Origin of the sequence: Bosea vaviloviae, assembly GCF_001741865.1 — a bacterium.
In the GTDB taxonomy this organism is placed as follows: domain Bacteria; phylum Pseudomonadota; class Alphaproteobacteria; order Rhizobiales; family Beijerinckiaceae; genus Allobosea; species Allobosea vaviloviae.
The window spans coordinates 1,052,679-1,070,412 of record NZ_CP017147.1 but is presented as its reverse complement, the minus strand read 5'-3'; the positions used below and the strand labels follow the sequence as shown (position 1 = coordinate 1,070,412).

Genomic DNA, 17,734 nt, shown 5'->3' with positions numbered 1-17,734 from the left:
CTTGCGCCGTCATGGTCGGGACAAGCCCAGCCATGACGCGCTATGGATCGCGCAGATTCGCCCCGCTCAGGAGATTCGCGTGACGGAAGCCGCATCGCCACCAATCCGCCGGGCCATGGTTCTGGCGGCCGGGCTGGGCCAGCGCATGCGGCCGATCACGGATACGCTGCCCAAGCCGCTGGTCAGGATCGGCGGCAAAGCAATGCTCGATCATGCGCTCGACCGGCTGGCCGAGGCCGGGGTCGAGGAGGTGGTCGTCAATGTCCACCACCTCGCCGGGCAGATCGAGACGCATGTCGCCGGGAGAACGAGCCCCCGGATCGTGATCTCCGATGAGCGGGCCGCGCTGCTGGAAACGGGAGGCGGCACCAAGAAGGCGCTGCCGCTGCTCGGCGACGGGCCGTTCTTCAGCGTCAATTCGGATACGCTCTGGAGCGAGACCGGCATCTCCAATCTCGCGGCGATGGCGCAGGCCTGGGATCCGGCGCGCATGGACATGCTGCTTCTCCTGGCCCAGCGCGAGACCAGCGTGGGCTTCACAGGAGCCGGAGATTTCTTCAGCGACGATGCCGGGCGTCTGACCCGGCGCAGCCAGGCTGCGAGCGCCCCCTATATCTTCGCGGGCGTCTCCGTGTTGACGCCTGCTTTCTTCGCCGAGACGCCGGACGGGTCGTTTTCGCTCAACCTGCTGTTCGACCGCGCCATCGCCACGGGCCGGCTCTTCGGCCATGTGCTCGAAGGGCAATGGCTGCATATCGGCGCACCGCATGAGATCGCGCCCGCCGAAGCCGCCCTTGCGGCGGCGCAGGCGCTCGATGCCTGAACTCAACCTCTTCAGCATTCCCGCCGGTGCACCCTTTCTGGAGGTGCTGGCGCAGGCGATGCTGGATGGCCGCTTCGGCAGGATCCACGACCCCGACGACCCCGCCGCAATGGCGCGCGCGACGCTCTATCTGCCGACACGCCGGGCCGCGCGGGCCTTCGCCGCCAGCCTTTCGGACAAGCTCGGCGGCCAGCCGCTGCTGCTGCCGCGGATCGTGCCGCTCGGCGATGTCGATGAGGCCGAGACCGCCCTGATCGGCGCCGGCGCCTGGACGGATGAGCGCGTCGCGCCGATCGACCCGCTGGTCAGGCGCATGCTCTTGACGCGGCTGGTCGACGCCTGGGGCAAATCAGCCAATCGCAGCCATCTCAAGCTCGATCCGGCTGAGCCATCGCTTGTCCCGGCCACCCTCGCCGAGGCTTACGGGCTTGCCGGCGACCTCGCCGCGCTGCTCGACCAATTGCAGACCGAGGGCGTCCCGGTCGAGCGGCTGCGGACGCTGGATGCGACACGCTTCGACAAGATCTGGCAGCTCAACGCCAGCTTCCTGGCGATCCTGGGCGAGGCCTGGCCGGCGATCCTTGCCGAGCGCAACGCCTGCGACCCGGCCGCCTTCCGCAACGCCATGCTCGCGGCCGAACGGGAGCGACTGCTCGCCGGCGGCGCGACGGGGCCGATCATCGCCGCAGGCTCGACCGGCACGATCCCGGCGACGGCGCGACTGCTCGCGGCCATCGCGCGCCTGCCCAATGGCGCGGTCGTGCTGCCGGGCCTCGATCTCGCCTTGCCGGAAAGAGCCTGGAGCGCGATCGAGACCGAGCCTGCACCGTCGCATCCGCAGGCAGCGCTGCATCATCTCATGCAGATTCTCGAAGCCACCCGCGCTGATGTCCGCTCATTGGCCGAGCCCGACGCCTGCCGTGCGAGCCGGGAGATCCTGCTGCGCGAGGCCCTGCTGCCGGCCTCGGTGACCGAGGCCTGGGCCGATCTGGCCGACCGCATCAGCGTTGCGAGCTCCGAAGCCGGTTTTCGCGATCTGCGCATCGTCGAGGCCTCGGCCGAGCGCGAGGAGGCGCTGGCTGTCGCGATCGCCCTGCGCGAGACGCTCGAGGAGCCGGGTCGGCAGGCGGCTTTGATCACGCCCGATCGCGGGCTGGCCGAGCGTGTCGGCGTCGAGCTGCGGCGCTGGGGCATCGAGATCGACGATTCCGCCGGCCTGCCGCTGGCGCGCTGGCCGGCTGGCGCGCTGCTGCGATTGATCCTGGAGGCCGCTTTGACGCAGGCGAGCCCGGCGAGCCTGGTCGCCCTGCTGGCGCATCCGCTCTGCCGGCTGGGGCTGACGCCCGAGGCTGTTGCGCGCGGGGCGGCCGCGCTGGAGATCGGCAGCTGGCGCGGCGTCTCGGTGGCCAAGGGGCTGGACGGTCTGCGCATCGCCCTGGCCGGCCTGGAGGGGCTCAAGCTGGAATCGCACGCGCCAGGCCCGCGCCGGCGGCTCAAGCCCGAGGATCAGGCCGCTGCCACTCAGCTCCTCGACGCACTCTGTGTGGCGCTCGGCCCGCTGATCGACACATTGCGAGCGCCGGACGCCTCGCTCGCCGCCACCACTGCCGCGGCAAAATCCGCGATCGAAGCTTTTGCCCGCGATCCGGACGGAAACACGCTCGCCTTCGCGGGTGCGGATGGCGAGGCGCTGGCCGGGCTCTTCGACGATCTCACTGGTGCCGAAGCCGACATGCCCGCAGGCGGGCGGGCACAGGACTTCATCGCGATCCTCGACGGGCTGCTGGCGGAGCGCGTGGTCAGGCGGTCGGGCGGCGGCCATCCGCGCGTCAAAATCTGGGGCCTGCTCGAAGCCCGCCTGCTCGAAGCCGACCATATCGTGCTCGGCGGGCTGAACGAGCTGGTCTGGCCGCCGGAGACGAAGACGGATTCCTTCATCAACCGGCCGATGCGGACCGAGCTCAAGCTGTCGCAGCCGGAGCGGAGGATCGGCCAGACCGCGCATGATTTCGTTCAGGCGCTGATGGCAAGGCAGGTGACGCTGACGCGGGCGCGCAAGGCCGGCGAATCCGAGACCATCGCCTCGCGCTTCTGGCTGCGGCTGAAAGCGGTGACGCCACCGCCGGCCTGGAGCCGGGCGAGCGCGGCCGGCAATCGATTGATTGCGCTGGCGGACCAGCTCAGCGCGCCCTCGCCAGTGCGGTCGACGGGACGGCCCGCGCCGAAGCCGGCGCGGCATCTCCAGCCGCTGTCGCTCAGCGTCACCGATGTCGAGACGCTCTATCGCGACCCCTATCAGATCCATGCCCGCAAGATCCTGAAGCTCGACGCGCTCGACCCCTTGATCGAGGATCCCACAGCCGCCGATCGCGGCAGCCTGCTGCACGACATCGTCGCGACCTTCGCGCAGACCTATCCCGAGCAATTGCCGGCCGATGCGCTCGGCCGCCTGATCGCCATCGCAGACCGGCTGTTCGAGGATTTTGCTGATACCCCGGAGGTGCGCGCCTTCTGGTGGCCGCGCTTCCTGCTCACGGCGGACCATTTCATCGCCTGGGAGGAGAGGCGGCGCGGGACCTTGGCGCGCGTCGCCGTGGAGCGCGGCACGGGCTTCGCCTTCACCCTCGCTGACGGTGCCGAACTGCGCTTGAGCGGCCGGGCCGATCGCATCGAGGTGACGCATGAGCCGAAGCTCAGGATCATCGACTTCAAGACCGGCGCGCCGCCGAGCAAGGCGCAGGTCGAGAAGGGTTTCGCGCCGCAATTGACGCTGGAAGCGGAGCTCGCGGCCCGCGCCGGCTTCCGCGACCTGATCGGTCCGACGCCGGTCGAGGCGCTGCTCTATCTCAAGCTGCATCATGATCCGAAGGCCTGGGCCAAGGATAGGCCGCTCGATTTCGACGGCGAGCCTTTGGCCGATGTCGCCGCGCGCCATCTCGAGCGCCTGCTGCAGCATCTCGACGCGCTGCGCAGCGGGCGCGAAGCCTTCGTCTCGCGGCGCGCGCCCGACTACATCAAATATGCCAGCCCCTACGACCAGCTCGCCCGCGTCAAGGAATGGTCGGCCGCCTCCAGCGAGGATGAGGGGGGCGAGGCATGAGGTCGGCACCCCAGATTCCGCCGCTGACGCAGCAAAGGCAGGCGCTCGCCGCCAACCCGCGCCTCAGCGCCTGGGTCTCGGCCAATGCCGGCTCGGGCAAGACCTATGTGCTGGTCAACCGCGTGCTGCGATTGCTGCTCGACGGCGTCGAGCCCGGCCGCATGCTCTGCATCACTTATACCAAGGCGGCCGCCGCCAATATGGCGAACCGCATCTTCAAGGCGCTCTCGGAATGGGCGACCATGCCCGATGCCCACTTGGCGGAGCTGCTCACGGCGCTGACCGGGAAAACCTCGTCCCCAGACCAGCGCGCAACGGCCCGGCGGCTCTTCGCGCAGGCGCTGGAGACGCCGGGCGGCCTGAAGATCGAGACCATTCACGCCTTCTGCACGCGGGTGCTGCAATCGGCCCCCTTCGAGGCGAATGTGCCGCCGCGCTTCGAGGTCGCGGATGATCTGGCCCAGGCCGAGATGCTGCGCGATGCGCGGCGCGCCTTGCTGACGCTGGTCGCAGCCGATCCGGAAGGCGCCGAGGCCAAGGCGCTCGGCCTGCTCGCCCGGCAGGCGGCGCAGGACACATTCGATGCGATGATGCAGGAGGCGCTGCGCCAGCGCGCCTTGTTCAGCGATGCGCAAGGCCGGGCACGAGACGCCGGCCAGATGCGCAACGGCATGGCGGCCTTCCTGCGCATCGCCCCCGATCTGACCACTGAGGAGGTGCAGGCCTCCTTCCGCCGGACGCTCGCCGGGCTGGGCGGGCTGCCGCGCCTGATCGCTGGGCTGGAAGCAGGCAGCGCGACGCGGCAGCTTTTCGCCGCGAACCTGCGCGTGCTGCTCGCCGGACAAGGCGACAGCGACCCGGTCGCCCAGTGCCGGCGCGGCTTCATCACCGAGGCCGGCAGCATCAACGCCAATATCCGCGGCAAGGGCAAATCCGAATTCGAGCCGGATCTGCTCTCGGTGCTGGAAAGCCTCGCAGCCGGTGTGCTCGCGGCGAGCGACCAGCTCAACGCCATTGCCATTCGCGACCGCAGCCATGCCTTGGCGCTGCTGGTGACGCGGATGCTCGCCTCCTATCAGCGTTTGAAGAACGAGCGCTCACTGCTCGACTATGACGACCTGATCGCCAAGACACGCTCGCTGCTCTCCCGTGTCGAGGCGACCTGGGTACTCTACAAGCTCGACGCCGGCATCGACCACATCCTGCTCGACGAGGCGCAGGACACCAGCGAGGCGCAATGGGCGATCCTGGGCAAGCTCGCCGAGGAGTTCAGCACCGGCCTCGGCGCAGGCGAGGACGCGCTCAAGCCACGTACCGTCTTCGTCGTCGGCGACGAGAAGCAGTCGATCTACGGCTTCCAGGGCGCGATGCCGAAGGCTTTTGGCGATGAGCGCCAGCGGCTCGGCCGACGCATCGAGGAGGCCGGGCAGCGTTTCGAGCCGGTCAGCCTCAACACCTCCTTCCGTTCAACCAGCGACATCATGCAAGCCGTCGATGCGGTCTTCGCCGCACCCGACCATGCGCGCGGCCTGGTCTTCGACGGCGCTCTGCGACCCGAGACGCATGACACGGTGCGCCGCAACGACCCCGGCTGCGTCGATCTCTGGCCGCTCTGCGCCAATGACCAGGGCGAGCCGCCCGACGCCTGGACGACCCCGGTCGACGCGGCCGAGCGGCGCAGCGGCATCGTCAAGCTGGCTTCCCGCATCGCCGGCGTGCTCGGCCGCTGGAGCCGGGCCGGGCAGGACGATCTCGGCCACCCCTTCGCGCCCGGCGACGTGATGATCCTGCTGCGCCAGCGCGGGGCGCTGTTCGAGACGATCGTCAAGGCGTTGAAGGATGAAGGCGTGCCCGTCACCGGCCGCGACCGCCTGACGCTCGCCGACCACCCGGCGGTCGAGGATCTGATCGTGCTCGGGCGGACGCTGCTGCTGCCCGATGACGACCTCACGCTCGCGACCGCATTGAAGACGCCGTTGATCGGGCTCGACGACGACGATCTGCTGCGCCTGGCGCCCGAGCGTGCCGGTTCGCTGCGCGAGGCGCTGCGAGAGGCCGGCGCGAACGAGCCGCGCTATGCGGCGGTCGAGCACAAGCTGGTCGCTCTGGCGGAAGAGGCCGGACGCTCCGGGCCGTTCCACTTCTTCGCCGGGCTGCTCGGCCCCCGCGGCGGGCGCAATCTGGCCTTGGCGCATCTGGGCGCCGAGGCCGGCGACGCGCTCGACGCCTTCCTCAATGCGGCGCTCGACCATGAGCGCCGCCATGGTCCTTCGCTCGCCGGTTTCCTGCAGCATATTTCCGGCACGGCGGCCGATGTGAAGCGCGACCTCTCCGCCAGCGCCGGCGAGGTCCGCGTCATGACCGTGCACGGCGCCAAGGGGCTGGAGGCGAAGATCGTCATCCTGGCCGATCTCGCGCCCGAACCCGGCGCCAAGCGTTTGCCCAAGATCCTCGCCGTCGACCCGCCGCGTGGGGCGCCTGTACCGCTCTGGCCGCCGGCCGGCGCGGAGGATGCGGAGGCGACGCGAGCCGCCAAGGCGCTGGTCGTGCAGCAGATGGTCGAGGAGCACCACCGCCTGCTTTACGTCGCGCTGACGCGGGCAGAGGACCGCCTGATCGTCTGCGGCGCGCAGCCCAAGGGTGAAGCCCCCGAGGGCAGCTGGTATGCGATGGTCGCAGCCGGGCTCGCCGGCTCCGAACAGGGCCTGCAGGACATAGCCGCGCCCGACGGCCAGGGCGTGATCCAGCGTTTCCGCGTTTCGGCGCCGCGCGCTGCCGAGCCCGCCAAAGCGCTGGACGCGCCTGGCGCGATCGAGATCCCCGCCTGGTTCGGCCGCCCGGCGCCGAGCGAGCACGAGCCCGCGCCGCCATTGAAGCCGTCGAGCGCGCTCTCCGCCGCCGACGGCACCGAACGGCCGGGCGACGGACCCTTCCTTGCCCAGGCCGCGAGCGCCGGCCGGTTGGCGCATCTGCTGCTGCAGATCCTGCCCGAAGTCGAAGCCGCACGGCGCGAGGCGGCAGCGCAGGCGCTGGCGGCGACGCGCGGCGGCGGCTTGCCGACAGAGCGGCGCGCGCGGATCGTCACGGCGGCGCTTGCCTTGCTGCGCGAACCCGCGCTGGCCGCGCTGTTCGCTGAAGGCTCGCTCGCCGAAGTGCCGGTCACCGGCGCGATCTCGCTGGTGGATGGTTCCCGGCGATTGGTGTCGGGCCAGATAGACCGGCTCGCGGTGACGCAGGATGAAGTCCTGATCGCCGATTTCAAGACCACGGCGCGGCCCCCCGCGAATGCGGCCGCGATCCCGCCCACGACCCTGGCGCAGCTTGCAGTCTATCGCGCGCTTGTCGGGGCGATCTATCCCGGCCGCCGCGTGCGGGCGCTGGCGATCTACACCGCGACGCTGACGACGCTCGAGCCGGACGGGCATGATCTCGACGCCGTCTTGGCGCAAATGGCAGACTTGGCGCAAATGGCAGACTTGGCGCAAATGGCAGACTTGGCGAAAATGGAAGACCTGGCGAAAATGGCAGGTTAGCCTTGCTTCAAGGGCCTGCGACCGTGCCTTGACCCGGGCCTTGCGCATTCATAGCTTCACGGCGAATGCAGCGCTGCTGCCAAACAGATTGTGAAAGGCGACCAAGCCATGGCGACGACCAAAGTGACCGATGCGAGCTTCGAGGCGGATGTCCTGAAGTCCTCCGAGCCGGTCGTGGTGGATTTCTGGGCGGAATGGTGCGGTCCCTGCCGCATGATCGGCCCGGCGCTTGAGGAAATCGCCGGCGAGATGAACGGCAAGGTCAAGATCGTGAAGATGAACGTCGATGAGAACCAGGCGATCCCCGCCCAGTTCGGCATCCGCTCGATTCCGACCCTGATGCTGTTCAAGGACGGCAAGCTGGCCTCGCAGAAGGTCGGCGCCGCCCCCAAGAGCGACCTGTCGCGCTGGATCGCCGGCTCCGTCTGAAGGCTACGCTCGATCCGACAAAAAGGAGCCCGCCTTCCCTGGGGAAGGCGGGCTTTTTCGTCTTCTGCGTGGTCGAGGCGGGCTCGATCAGGCCTTGCTGCGGTTATCGACGCTCCAGGCGCCGGCGCCGGCGACAACGAGATAGAGGAAGATGAAGCAGTAGAGGATCGCGGCGTCGCCGCCATTCGCGATCGGGTAGAGGCTCCGGGGCGCGTGGAACATCCAGTAGGCATAGGCCATCTCGCCCGCGAGGATGAAGGCGACGGGGCGGGTCAGGAAGCCGACCAGCAGCAGCAGGCCGCCAAAAGCCTCGAGAATCGCGCCGAACCAGAACAGCGTGAAGGCGGCCGGAAGGCCGCTGGCCGGCGCCACGGGGAAGCCGAAGAGCTTCTGCGTGCCATGGGCGATGAAGATCAGCGCCGTGACGATGCGCAGCAATCCGAGCATCTGGGGCGAATAGCGCTGGAGGGAGTTGAGGGCCTGCATGTATCTCTCTTTCTGTACAGCTTGCGATTTCGACATTGAATCTTCGTCGATCCGGAATTGTCGTCGACACTCGGAGAATCGATCGAGGCATCACCACCCGAAGGCTTAATTTGCGCTTGATAGGCAGATTGTCGCAGGTGACGCAATATTCTCCGCGCAGCGATACAGGCTTGCATGATTGCAACATCTTCACGTTCACGTGACGCTGCGACGCGCGCCCCTCTGCCCCAGGCTTAACCACCCCTTAAAAGCGCCATGTTTCACTCCTGTTTGACGCGAGGGCAGCTTTACCTTTTTGAGAATGTGCCGACAGGCTTGAACGGGGCGGAATGAACGACAGGACGAGACGGGGCGAACGGCGCGAGCCGTCATTCGAACGCGGCCGCGACGAAAGCCGCGACGATTTCGACATGCGTCTGTCCGACGACGATCGCCCTGGGCGCGGCAACCGCGCGCCCGCCCGTTATGACGAGCGGCGCGAAGCTCCGCGACGCGACAAGCGCAGCGGTGGCGGCAATGGCGGTGGCGGCCGGCGGCGCAAGCGCAAAGGCCGCTCGCTGCTCGGCGGCCTGTTCTACTGGACCATGGTGCTCGGCCTCTGGTGCGCCATCGGGCTGGGCGGGCTGATCGCCTATCACGCCGCGCAATTGCCGCCGATCAACCAGCTCACCGTGCCGAAGCGACCGCCCAATATCGCGATCCTCGCCGCCGACGGCACATTGCTCGCCAATCGCGGCGAGACCGGCGGGCGCACCATCACGATCGGCGAGGTGCCGCCCTATCTGCCCAAGGCCTTCGTGGCGATCGAGGACCGGCGCTTCTACGAGCATTTTGGCATCGATCCCATCGGCCTGGCCCGCGCCATGGTCAATAACCTGCGCCGCAGCGGCGGCGTGCAGGGCGGCTCGACGCTGACGCAGCAGCTCGCCAAGAACCTGTTCCTGACCCAGGAACGCACCGCCGCGCGCAAGATCCAGGAGGCGATCCTGGCGCTGTGGCTGGAGCGGACCTACTCCAAGAACCAGATTCTCGAACTCTACCTCAACCGGGTCTATTTCGGCTCGGGCGCCTATGGCGTCGAGGCGGCGGCGCAGCGCTATTTCAACAAATCGGCGCGCTCGGTGACGATCGCGGAGGCCGCGATGCTGGCTGGCCTCGTGCAGGCGCCCTCGCGGCTCGCGCCCAACCGCAACCCGGACGCCGCCGAGAAGCGGGCCCAGCTCGTGATCGCGGCGATGGCCGATCAGGGCCTGATCTCGCAGGCCGCGGCCAAGACCGCGCTGGTCGCCCCGGCCGAAGCCGCCGAACGCAGCGGCGCAGGCTCGGTCAATTATGCCGCCGACTATGTCATGGACGTGCTCGACGACTTCATCGGCGCAGTCGAGGGCGACGTCACCGTGCTGACGACGATCGACACCAAGCTGCAGGCCTCGGCCGAGACGACGCTGGTGGAGGCGCTGGCGGCGCAAGGCGGCAAGCTCAGCGTCAGCCAGGGCGCGGTCGTCTCGATGGCGCCGGACGGGGCGCTACGGGCGCTGATCGGCGGGCGCGACTACACCAAGAGCCAGTTCAACCGCGCCACCGCCGCCAAGCGCCAGCCGGGCTCGTCCTTCAAGCCCTTCGTCTATCTGACCGCGCTGGAGCAAGGCCTGACGCCGGACACGATCCGCGACGATTCGCCGGTCTCGATCAAGGGCTGGGAGCCGGAGAATTATTCCCGGAGCTATCGCGGCCCGGTGACGCTGCAGACCGCCTTCGCCCATTCGCTCAACACCATCGCCGCCCGGCTCATCCAGGAGGTGACGCCGAAGGAGGTGGTCCGCACCGCGCAGCGTCTCGGCATCTCGTCCAGCCTGCAGCCCAATTTTTCGCTGGCGCTGGGCACCTCCGAGGTCACGCCGGTGGAGTTGACGACGGCCTATGCCACCTTCGCCAATGGCGGGCAATCGGTGCTGCCCTATGTCATCCGCGAGGTGAAATCGGCCGCCGGCAAGGTGATCTATGCCCGCAAGGGCTCAGGTTTCGGCGCCGTGGTGCAGCCGCAGACGCTCTCGATGATGAACACCATGTTCCATGAGGTCATGATCAGCGGCAGCGGCACCAAGGCCAACATTCCCGGCTGGGAGGTCGGCGGCAAATCGGGCACGACGCAGGATTTCCGCGACGCCTGGTTCGTCGGCTTCACCGCCCGCCTCGTCACCGCCGTCTGGCTCGGCAATGACGACAACAGCCAGATGAAGCGGGTCGCCGGCGGCGGGCTGCCGGCCGAGATCTGGGGCAAGTACATGAAGGCCGCCCATGCCGGACTGCAGCCTGCGCCGCTGCCGGGCGGGCTCTGGCGCAGCGGGCCGAAATCGATCTTCGACAATGGCGCGCCGGTCGCGGCCGCCCGCCCGCCGGCCAATACGCAGACGGCCGACAGCGAACGCAGCTGGGTGCCGCCGGCGCCGCAGGAGAAGAACCTGCTGCAGAAGCTGTTCGGCGGCTAAGCCGGCTCGGTTGTTCGCTGGAACCTCCCCGTCATTCCGGGGCAGGCCGCAGGCCTGAGCCCGGAACCCAGAACCGCTGATGTCAAAGGGTTAAGGCGCTTCTGTCGCCGTGCCTTGTTCTGCTGAACCTGGGGTTATGGGTTCCGGGCTCGCTGCTGCGCAGCACCCCGGAATGACGGCGTGGGTCCGAGCAAAAGCGGCGGCCCCTCAGCCCTTGCTGGCGCGGATCGCCGTGCTCGCCTTGAACAGGACCAGCGCGGCGACACCCAGCGCCGACATCACCAGCGGCAGCGGCAGCGCCGTGCCTTGCAGGGCATGGCCGACGAGAAGCCCGACGCAGGCCGAAAGCAGCATCTGGCAGAGCCCGTTGAAGGACGAGGCGGCGCCGGCCCTGTCGGGGAACGGCATCATCGCCGAGGCTTGCGATTGCGGCATGGTCAGCCCGACGCCGCAGGCATAGAGCGCCATCGGCACGACCACGCCGAACGGCCCGCCGATACCGGCCGCGACACAGATCAGCATCACCACGCCACCACCGGCGAGACAGGCCACGCCGATCGCGATGACGCCGTCCAGCCCGCGCGAGCCGACGAGGCGCTGGGCGATGATGGTGCCACCGATGAAGCCGAGGACGCCGAAGCCGAAGGACAGGCCGTACTGCACCGGCGACAGGCCGTAGACGCCGATCAGCACGAAGGACGAGCCCGAAATGAAGGCGAAGAGCCCGGCATAGGCCAGCGCGGTCAAGCCGACATAGACGCGAAAGGCGCGGTTCTGCAGCAGCACGCCGAAGCCGCGGAAGATCGCGGGGATGGAGAGCGCGCCGGGCGTGCGCGCCCTGAGCGTCTCAGGCATGACGAGGATGATCGTCGCGGCGAGGCCGAGCGCGAAGACGAGCGAGGCGACGAAGGTCGAGCGCCAGCCGAAGGCGTCCTGCAGGACGCCGCCGAAGACCGGCGCGATGGCCGGCACCAGCCCCATGATCATGCCCATGCGCGCCATTTCGCGGCCGGCGCGCGGCCCCTCATAGAGATCGCGCACCATGGCGCGGCCGAGCACGATCGGGCCGGAGGCGCCGAAGGCCTGGACGGCACGTGCCGCCGTCAACGCTCCGATCGAAGGCGCGAGCGCACAGGCGAGCGTCGCCAGCAGGAACAGGGCCAGCCCCGCGAGCAGGATGGGCTTGCGACCGAGCCGGTCGGAAAGCGGACCCCAGATGATCTGACCGCCGGCATAGCCGAAGAGGAAGGAGGATAAGGTCGCCTGCGCGCCCGCGACATCCGTCTCCATCACCCGCACGATCTCGGGCAGCGACGGCAGGTAGAAATCGGTCGAGAGCGGCCCAAGCGCCGTCAGCATGGCGAGGACGGCGGTCATCGCCAGCGTATCGGGACGGAGTTTCATGGCAGCCGAGATGCTCGTGGAGGATCGCTGTTGTGGAGCGCGACGCTGGCGGGATCAAGCGGTTCGGCACGAACATAGCTGGAAACGTAATGCGAAATGCGCTACATCTGTCGCGCCTTGAACAGGATTTCGCCGATGCCCCGCGCCGCCCGCAAGGATCATCCGCTTTCGATGCGGCTGCCCGAAGCCGATATCTCGATCATCGACCGGGCGGCCAAACTGCGCGGGCGGTCGCGAACGCAGTTCGTACGCGACGCGGCGGTTCGCGCGGCGGAAGAGGCGATCATGGAGGATCGCCCGATCCGGATGAGTGCGGAGGGGTTTGCCGAGTTCGTCGCGATGTTGGACCGTCCCCCCGAGGTCGTACCTGCGATTGCCGAGCTGTTTCGACGGCGTGCGCCATGGGAACATGATGAATCCGGCGAAAGTCGCTGACATTGGTTTCCGCTCCGGAGCCTCTTTCAGAGCAGCACGATCTGTCGACATTCGACTGCGGCAAGCCGGCGCTCGACCAATGGCTGAGGCAGCGTGCCTTGTCGAACCATCACAAGGGCTTCACCGCAGTCATGGTGATTCAATCCGAGCGGCGCGTGATCGGCTATTACGGCCTGGCTCCCACGGCCATTACACCGACCGCATTGTCGCGCTCACTGCGGACCGGTCAACCGCCGGACCCGGTTCCATGCCTGCTGTTGGGCCAATTGGCGACCGACCGTCGCTGGAGTGGTCAAGGCATCGGAACAGGACTGCTCAAGCATGCATTCGGGCGCTGTGTTCAGGTTGCCGGACTGATCGGCGGCCGGGCTCTTCTGGTTCGAGCCATCGACGATGAGGCTCGGAGCTTCTGGCTTCGACGCGGCTTTGTGCCCTCGAACAGCGACCCGATGATGCTGGCTAGGTCGTTGCAGGATATCGCTGTGTCCGTGAGATCAGGCGCGCGCGCATGACGGCGAGCCTCAGCCAAAGCCGTGCAGCCCCGCGCCATGGCGCTTGAGCCAGATCTCCGCCTCTTCCGTGCGCGGGCAGAGCTTGTGGGTCAGGGCCCAGAAGCGGTGCGAATGGTTCATCTCCTTGAGATGGGCGACCTCATGGGCGGCGAGATAGTCGAGCACCAGCGGCGGCGCCAGGATCAGGCGCCAGGAGAAGTTCAGATGGCCCTTGGACGAGCACGAGCCCCAGCGGCTGGTGGTGTCGCGGATGGTGATCTTGCGCGCCGGGATGCCGAGCGTGGCCGTGTGCGTTCTGACGGCGCGCTCGAGATCATCGAGCGCGGCGCGGCGCAGGAAATCCTTGACGCGGCGAGGCACATGCACCGCCTCCCCCGCCACCGCGATGATCGCCGTGCCGTCCTTGTCGGTCGTGGCGTGGGTGACGCCGCGTACCTTCGACCAATGCACGATGCGGTGCGGCACGCCGCGATAGGGGATGCTCTGACCGGGCTCGAAAGGAACCGATAGCGGCCGCTTGGCGAGACGCGCCGCGATCCAGCCGCCATGCTTCTCGGCGAAAAGCCGCCCCGTCGCGAAATCGGCGCGTTCGGGCAAGGTCAGCGTGATCTCGCCTGTCGCCTGCGAGACACGCAAGGTCATGCGGCGCGCGCTCGCCCGCCGCTTGACCACGACCGGATAGGTCGTGCCGGCATGGGGAACCTCGACCTTGTCGGGATCGGGCTGCCGCTTGAACAGAGAGAGCCGCATCGCGCGCAATGGTGCCGGATTCGCAAGCTTTGCGGAAGAGGCGAAAACACTCTAAGGGCGGACGGTCGGTGAACAGGGTCACGCCGCCCGGCTTCTTGACGAGAGATTGAGGCTTTCGGCGCGGCGCCTGTGCGGCGCGAAGCGGACGCAGGCGTCGCGACATGAGCCCACCCAATTTGTATGGATGACAATGCCATGGCGTATTGATATGACTGTCCATACAGATTTTGGAAGACACCCGCATGACCCTGCAAATCCGCGACGATCGCGCCCGCGAACTCGCCCAGCAGCTCGCTCGCAAGCGCAAAGTGACGATGACCGAAGCCGTGATTCAAGCGCTCGAGGGCGAATTGCGCCGCGAGACTGAGAAAGAGCCGCTGGCCACTCGGCTGAAACGGATCGCGGCCGAACTCGCGGCCAAGGGCGAGCCGGGTGGCCGCGCCATGACGAAGGACGAAATCGACGCGATGTGGGGCCATTGATGTTCGTCGATACGTCGGTCATCGTCGCGATCCTGGCCGACGAGCCGGAGGCGGATGGCTTCGCCCTAAAGCTCTCGGCCGCGCCCCATCGCTACACCTCGGGGCTTGTCATTCTTGAAGCGGCGATGCGGCTGTCGAGCTTGCTCAGAGTCGATCCGATCGAGGCGGAAATCCGCATCCAGCAGGTTTTGGAGGAGGCCCGAATTTCAATCGTCCCGATCAATGGCAGCATCGCCAAAAAGGCTGCGGCCGCCTTCGCGGCGTTCGGCAAGGGCCGCGGCCATCCGGCCCAGCTCAATCTTGCCGACTGCATGTCCTATGCCTGCGCCCAAGCCTATCGCGTTCCCCTGCTGTTCAAGGGCAACGACTTCTCCCAGACCGACATTCAGGTGGCCTGAGAGACCGTTTCCGCCAAAAGATCAGCTCGCGATCTTCAGCGCCTTGCGGGCCTCGGCCGCGCTCGCATCGCGCCGAATCTTGGCCGCGTCCATGTCGAGGCTGACCATGAAGTCCGAGATGCGCGGGGCGATCTCGGAACGGAAGCGCGAGCCGTTGAAGACGCCGTAATGGCCGACGCCCTTCTGAAGGTAATGGACGCGCTTGTCGGCCGGGATATTGGCGCAGAGATCATGGGCGGCCTGGGTCTGGCCGACGCCGGAGATGTCGTCCTTCTCACCCTCGACCGTCATCAGCGCGACGCGGCGGATGGCCTTGAGATCGACCGGCTTGTCGCGATGCATCATCGTGCCCTTGGGCAAGGCATGCTCGACGAAGACGGTCTCGACGGTCTGAAGATAGAACTCGGCGGTCAGGTCCATCACCGCCATGTACTCATCGTAGAAGTCACGATGCTTCTCAGCGGAATCGCCATCGCCCCGAACCAGATGCTTGAACATGTCGTAATGGGCAGTGACGTGCCGATCGAGATTCATCGCCATGAAGCCCGAGAGCTGCAGGAAGCCGGGATAGACGGCGCGGAAGAAGCCCTGGTTCGGAAAGGGTACGGTGGTGATGCAGTTGTTGCGGAACCAGTCGATGCCGCGATCCATCGCGAGCTTGTTGACCTCGGTCGGCGAGCGGCGCGTATCGATCGGCCCGCCCATCAGCGTCATCGAACGCGGAGCGCACGGATCGTTCTCCGCTTCCATGCGGGCGATTGCGGCGAGCACCGGCACGGAAGGCTGGCAGACGGCCATGACGTGCGTGTCGTCGCCGAGCATCTGCAACATGGCGATGACGTAGTCGATATAATCATCGAGATCGAAGCGCCCGGCCGAGAGCGGCACATGGCGAGCATCGACCCAATCGGTGATGTAGACCTCATGGCCGGGCAGGAAGGCCTCGACCGTGCCGCGCAGCAGCGTGGCGTAGTGGCCCGACATCGGCGCGACCAGCAGCACCTTGGGCTGCGGCTTGCGGCGGCCCTCGATCTTGCGATCGAAATGGATCAGCTGGCAGAACGGCTTGTCCCAGACGATGCGCTCCTCGACCGCGACCTTGACGCCGTTGATCGTGGTCTCGGCCAGGCCAAAGGCCGGCTTGCCATAGCGACGCGTGCTGCGCTCGAACAATTCGCAGGAGGCGGCGATTGTGCGCCCAAACGGCGTGTAGCTCAGCGGATTGGCCGGGTTCTTGAAAGCGAGCTGCATCGCGTCGGAGAGGCCGCGCGCGGGGCTCACCATCATGTGCACGGCTTCGAAGGCATGGTAGGCAAACGACATGGCGGCCCCGTACATGCGAAATCGGTCTTTCGGTCGCGGCGACGATTCATGATGCGCCGCAACAGGGAACGCACCGTAAGTGGTATTTGTTCTCATACAACCCGGCTAAAGACTAAGATTTCGCTGCGATGCCGATCTGCCACAGGATATTGCTGACGATGCCGCACTGGCCCGCGTCCGGAACAAGGCCGTGACGCCCCCCGATTTCCTGGAGTCGGCGCTCGCCCGGTCGAGCCGGCATTTGCGTCTCGACACGCTGGTCAGGCTGCGCTGGCTCGCGATCTCGGGCCAGAGCCTGGCCGTGGCGGGCGTGCATTTCGGGCTCGGCTTCGTCTTGCCCTTCGGCTGGTGCTTCGCCGTCATCGCCGTCTCGGCCTGGCTCAATATCGCGCTGCGCATCCGCTTCCCGCTCAGCCACCGCCTGACGGCGGGCGCTGCGACCGCGTTGCTGGCCTTCGACATCATCCAGCTCGCCGCGCTGCTCTACCTCACCGGCGGGCTGCAGAACCCCTTCTCGATCCTGTTCCTCGCGCCGGTGATGATCTCGGCGACGGCGTTACCGCCGCAGCGCACCTTGCTGCTCGGCATGCTCGGCGTGGCGCTGGCGACAGGGCTCAGCTTCGCGCATCTGCCGCTGCCCTGGGCCGGCGAGGGCCGCCCGGTGCTGCCACCCTATTACCAGGCCGGAAACTGGATCGCGCTCGTGCTGGGCCTGGGGTTTACCGGCATCTATGCCTGGCGCGTCGCCAAGGAGGCGCGCGACCTCTCCGACGCGCTCACCGCCACCGAGCTCGTGCTAGCGCGCGAGCAGCATCTCTCGCAGCTCGACGGGCTCGCCGCCGCCGCCGCCCATGAGCTCGGCACGCCGCTCGCCACGATCGCGCTGGTGGCACGCGAGCTTTCGCGCCTGGCGCCGGCGGAAGGCGAAATGGCCGAGGACATCGCGCTGCTGCGCGAGCAGGTCGAGCGCTGCCGCGGCATCCTCGGCAAGCTCACCTCGCTGCAGGACGATGATGGCGGTCCTCTGGACGAGCTGTCGCTTCGCCTGCTGATCGAGGAGGCGGCCGGGCCGCAACGCCCCTTCGGCATGCCCTTCGAGATCGCGATGCAGGGCGAGAAGCCCGAACCCATCTGCCGCCGCAACCCCGGCATGATCTATGGCCTCGGCAACATCGTCGACAATGCGGTCGATTTCGCCCGGGCGGCCGTGACCATCACGGCGCGCTGGGACGACAACCAGGTCACGCTGATCATCGCCGATGACGGGCCGGGCTTTCCAGCGGACGTGCTGATGCGCGCAGGCGAACCTTACCTCACCCATGGGGCGGGCGAGAACCGCGCCGGCGGCGGGCTGGGCCTGGGCCTCTTCATCGCCAAGACGCTGCTCGAGCGCGGGGGGGCCGCGATCGAGTTCTCGAATCTGCCTGCGCCCGCGAGCGGCGCCTCGATCAGGATCAGTTGGCCCAGAGCTGTGTTCGAGGCCGGCCTGCGCCCGCAAGGGGCTACAAACTCGGGCGCTTCGGCCCTACATAGAGCTGGGTGACCGCCCCCTGCCGGATGCGCAGCGGCG

14 protein-coding genes are annotated in these 17,734 nt (G+C 67.7%); 10 read left to right on the top strand and 4 right to left on the bottom strand.

Annotation, left to right across the window (positions count from 1 at the left end):
• The first annotated feature begins 115 nt into the window (after nt 1-115).
• From BHK69_RS05045 to trxA, 4 genes are all read left to right on the top strand, one after another.
• Complete coding sequence (locus BHK69_RS05045; protein WP_069689152.1) at nt 116-823, top strand: nucleotidyltransferase family protein; 708 nt, start codon at nt 116-118, stop codon at nt 821-823.
• Entirely contained in the window at nt 816-3,923 is a 3,108-nt protein-coding gene (gene addB, locus BHK69_RS05040) for a double-strand break repair protein AddB (RefSeq protein WP_069693384.1), read from the top strand. Before BHK69_RS05045 ends, addB begins: the two co-directional genes overlap by 8 nt.
• The gene (gene addA, locus BHK69_RS05035; protein ID WP_069689151.1) at nt 3,920-7,456 is read left to right on the top strand and encodes a double-strand break repair helicase AddA; all 3,537 of its coding nucleotides are present in this window, start codon (nt 3,920-3,922) and stop codon (nt 7,454-7,456) included. Before addB ends, addA begins: the two co-directional genes overlap by 4 nt.
• A gap of 108 nt (nt 7,457-7,564) precedes the next feature.
• Nucleotides 7,565-7,885, top strand: a complete 321-nt coding sequence (trxA, locus tag BHK69_RS05030; protein ID WP_069689150.1) for a thioredoxin — start codon at nt 7,565-7,567, stop codon at nt 7,883-7,885.
• 87 nt (nt 7,886-7,972) lie between these two features.
• Here the strand turns inward: trxA and BHK69_RS05025 are convergent, their stop codons facing one another.
• The gene (locus BHK69_RS05025) at nt 7,973-8,371 is read right to left on the bottom strand and encodes a DoxX family protein (RefSeq protein ID WP_069689149.1); all 399 of its coding nucleotides are present in this window, start codon (nt 8,369-8,371) and stop codon (nt 7,973-7,975) included.
• A gap of 329 nt (nt 8,372-8,700) precedes the next feature.
• On the opposite strand from BHK69_RS05025, the gene BHK69_RS05020 reads away from it, so the two are divergent.
• On the top strand, nt 8,701-10,860 hold the full coding sequence (locus tag BHK69_RS05020) for a transglycosylase domain-containing protein (protein WP_069689148.1): 2,160 nt from the start codon (nt 8,701-8,703) through the stop codon (nt 10,858-10,860).
• 207 nt (nt 10,861-11,067) lie between these two features.
• Here the strand turns inward: BHK69_RS05020 and BHK69_RS05015 are convergent, their stop codons facing one another.
• A complete protein-coding gene (locus BHK69_RS05015; protein WP_069689147.1) occupies nt 11,068-12,264 on the bottom strand; it encodes a multidrug effflux MFS transporter in 1,197 nt (398 codons plus the stop codon).
• A 135-nt stretch (nt 12,265-12,399) separates the two neighbouring features.
• On the opposite strand from BHK69_RS05015, the gene BHK69_RS05010 reads away from it, so the two are divergent.
• The gene (locus BHK69_RS05010) at nt 12,400-12,699 is read left to right on the top strand and encodes a type II toxin-antitoxin system TacA family antitoxin (protein ID WP_069693383.1); all 300 of its coding nucleotides are present in this window, start codon (nt 12,400-12,402) and stop codon (nt 12,697-12,699) included.
• A 2-nt stretch (nt 12,700-12,701) separates the two neighbouring features.
• Complete coding sequence (locus BHK69_RS05005) at nt 12,702-13,211, top strand: GNAT family N-acetyltransferase (protein WP_069689146.1); 510 nt, start codon at nt 12,702-12,704, stop codon at nt 13,209-13,211.
• A 9-nt stretch (nt 13,212-13,220) separates the two neighbouring features.
• On the opposite strand, the gene BHK69_RS05000 is transcribed toward BHK69_RS05005, so the two are convergent.
• A complete protein-coding gene (locus BHK69_RS05000; RefSeq protein ID WP_069689145.1) occupies nt 13,221-13,961 on the bottom strand; it encodes a M48 family metallopeptidase in 741 nt (246 codons plus the stop codon).
• A 242-nt stretch (nt 13,962-14,203) separates the two neighbouring features.
• Between BHK69_RS05000 and BHK69_RS04995 the strand changes: the two genes are divergently transcribed.
• Together BHK69_RS04995 and BHK69_RS04990 are read left to right on the top strand one after the other, a co-directional pair.
• On the top strand, nt 14,204-14,443 hold the full coding sequence (locus BHK69_RS04995) for a type II toxin-antitoxin system VapB family antitoxin (protein WP_069689144.1): 240 nt from the start codon (nt 14,204-14,206) through the stop codon (nt 14,441-14,443).
• Nucleotides 14,443-14,841, top strand: a complete 399-nt coding sequence (locus tag BHK69_RS04990) for a type II toxin-antitoxin system VapC family toxin (RefSeq protein WP_069689143.1) — start codon at nt 14,443-14,445, stop codon at nt 14,839-14,841. The genes BHK69_RS04995 and BHK69_RS04990 overlap by 1 nt, the downstream gene beginning before the upstream one ends.
• 21 nt (nt 14,842-14,862) lie before the next feature.
• Here the strand turns inward: BHK69_RS04990 and BHK69_RS04985 are convergent, their stop codons facing one another.
• Nucleotides 14,863-16,164 carry a polyhydroxyalkanoate depolymerase gene (locus tag BHK69_RS04985; RefSeq protein ID WP_083269793.1) on the bottom strand — a complete coding sequence of 434 codons (1,302 nt, stop codon included), beginning with the start codon at nt 16,162-16,164 and terminating at the stop codon, nt 14,863-14,865.
• A gap of 190 nt (nt 16,165-16,354) precedes the next feature.
• Between BHK69_RS04985 and BHK69_RS04980 the strand changes: the two genes are divergently transcribed.
• Nucleotides 16,355-17,707 (top strand): ActS/PrrB/RegB family redox-sensitive histidine kinase, encoded by a 1,353-nt coding sequence (locus BHK69_RS04980; protein ID WP_244548400.1) that lies wholly within the window; start codon nt 16,355-16,357, stop codon nt 17,705-17,707.
• The last annotated feature ends 27 nt before the right edge of the window (nt 17,708-17,734 follow it).

Coding starts and splice junctions, on each gene's coding strand:
- BHK69_RS05045 (WP_069689152.1), top strand. CDS start 116: ATGGTTCTGGCGGCCGGGCTGGGCCAGCGCATGCGGCCGATCACGGAT.
- addB (WP_069693384.1), top strand. CDS start 816: ATGCCTGAACTCAACCTCTTCAGCATTCCCGCCGGTGCACCCTTTCTG.
- addA (WP_069689151.1), top strand. CDS start 3,920: ATGAGGTCGGCACCCCAGATTCCGCCGCTGACGCAGCAAAGGCAGGCG.
- trxA (WP_069689150.1), top strand. CDS start 7,565: ATGGCGACGACCAAAGTGACCGATGCGAGCTTCGAGGCGGATGTCCTG.
- BHK69_RS05025 (WP_069689149.1), bottom strand. CDS start 8,371: ATGCAGGCCCTCAACTCCCTCCAGCGCTATTCGCCCCAGATGCTCGGA.
- BHK69_RS05020 (WP_069689148.1), top strand. CDS start 8,701: ATGAACGACAGGACGAGACGGGGCGAACGGCGCGAGCCGTCATTCGAA.
- BHK69_RS05015 (WP_069689147.1), bottom strand. CDS start 12,264: ATGAAACTCCGTCCCGATACGCTGGCGATGACCGCCGTCCTCGCCATG.
- BHK69_RS05010 (WP_069693383.1), top strand. CDS start 12,400: ATGCCCCGCGCCGCCCGCAAGGATCATCCGCTTTCGATGCGGCTGCCC.
- BHK69_RS05000 (WP_069689145.1), bottom strand. CDS start 13,961: ATGCGGCTCTCTCTGTTCAAGCGGCAGCCCGATCCCGACAAGGTCGAG.
- BHK69_RS04995 (WP_069689144.1), top strand. CDS start 14,204: ATGACCCTGCAAATCCGCGACGATCGCGCCCGCGAACTCGCCCAGCAG.
- BHK69_RS04990 (WP_069689143.1), top strand. CDS start 14,443: ATGTTCGTCGATACGTCGGTCATCGTCGCGATCCTGGCCGACGAGCCG.
- BHK69_RS04985 (WP_083269793.1), bottom strand. CDS start 16,164: ATGTCGTTTGCCTACCATGCCTTCGAAGCCGTGCACATGATGGTGAGC.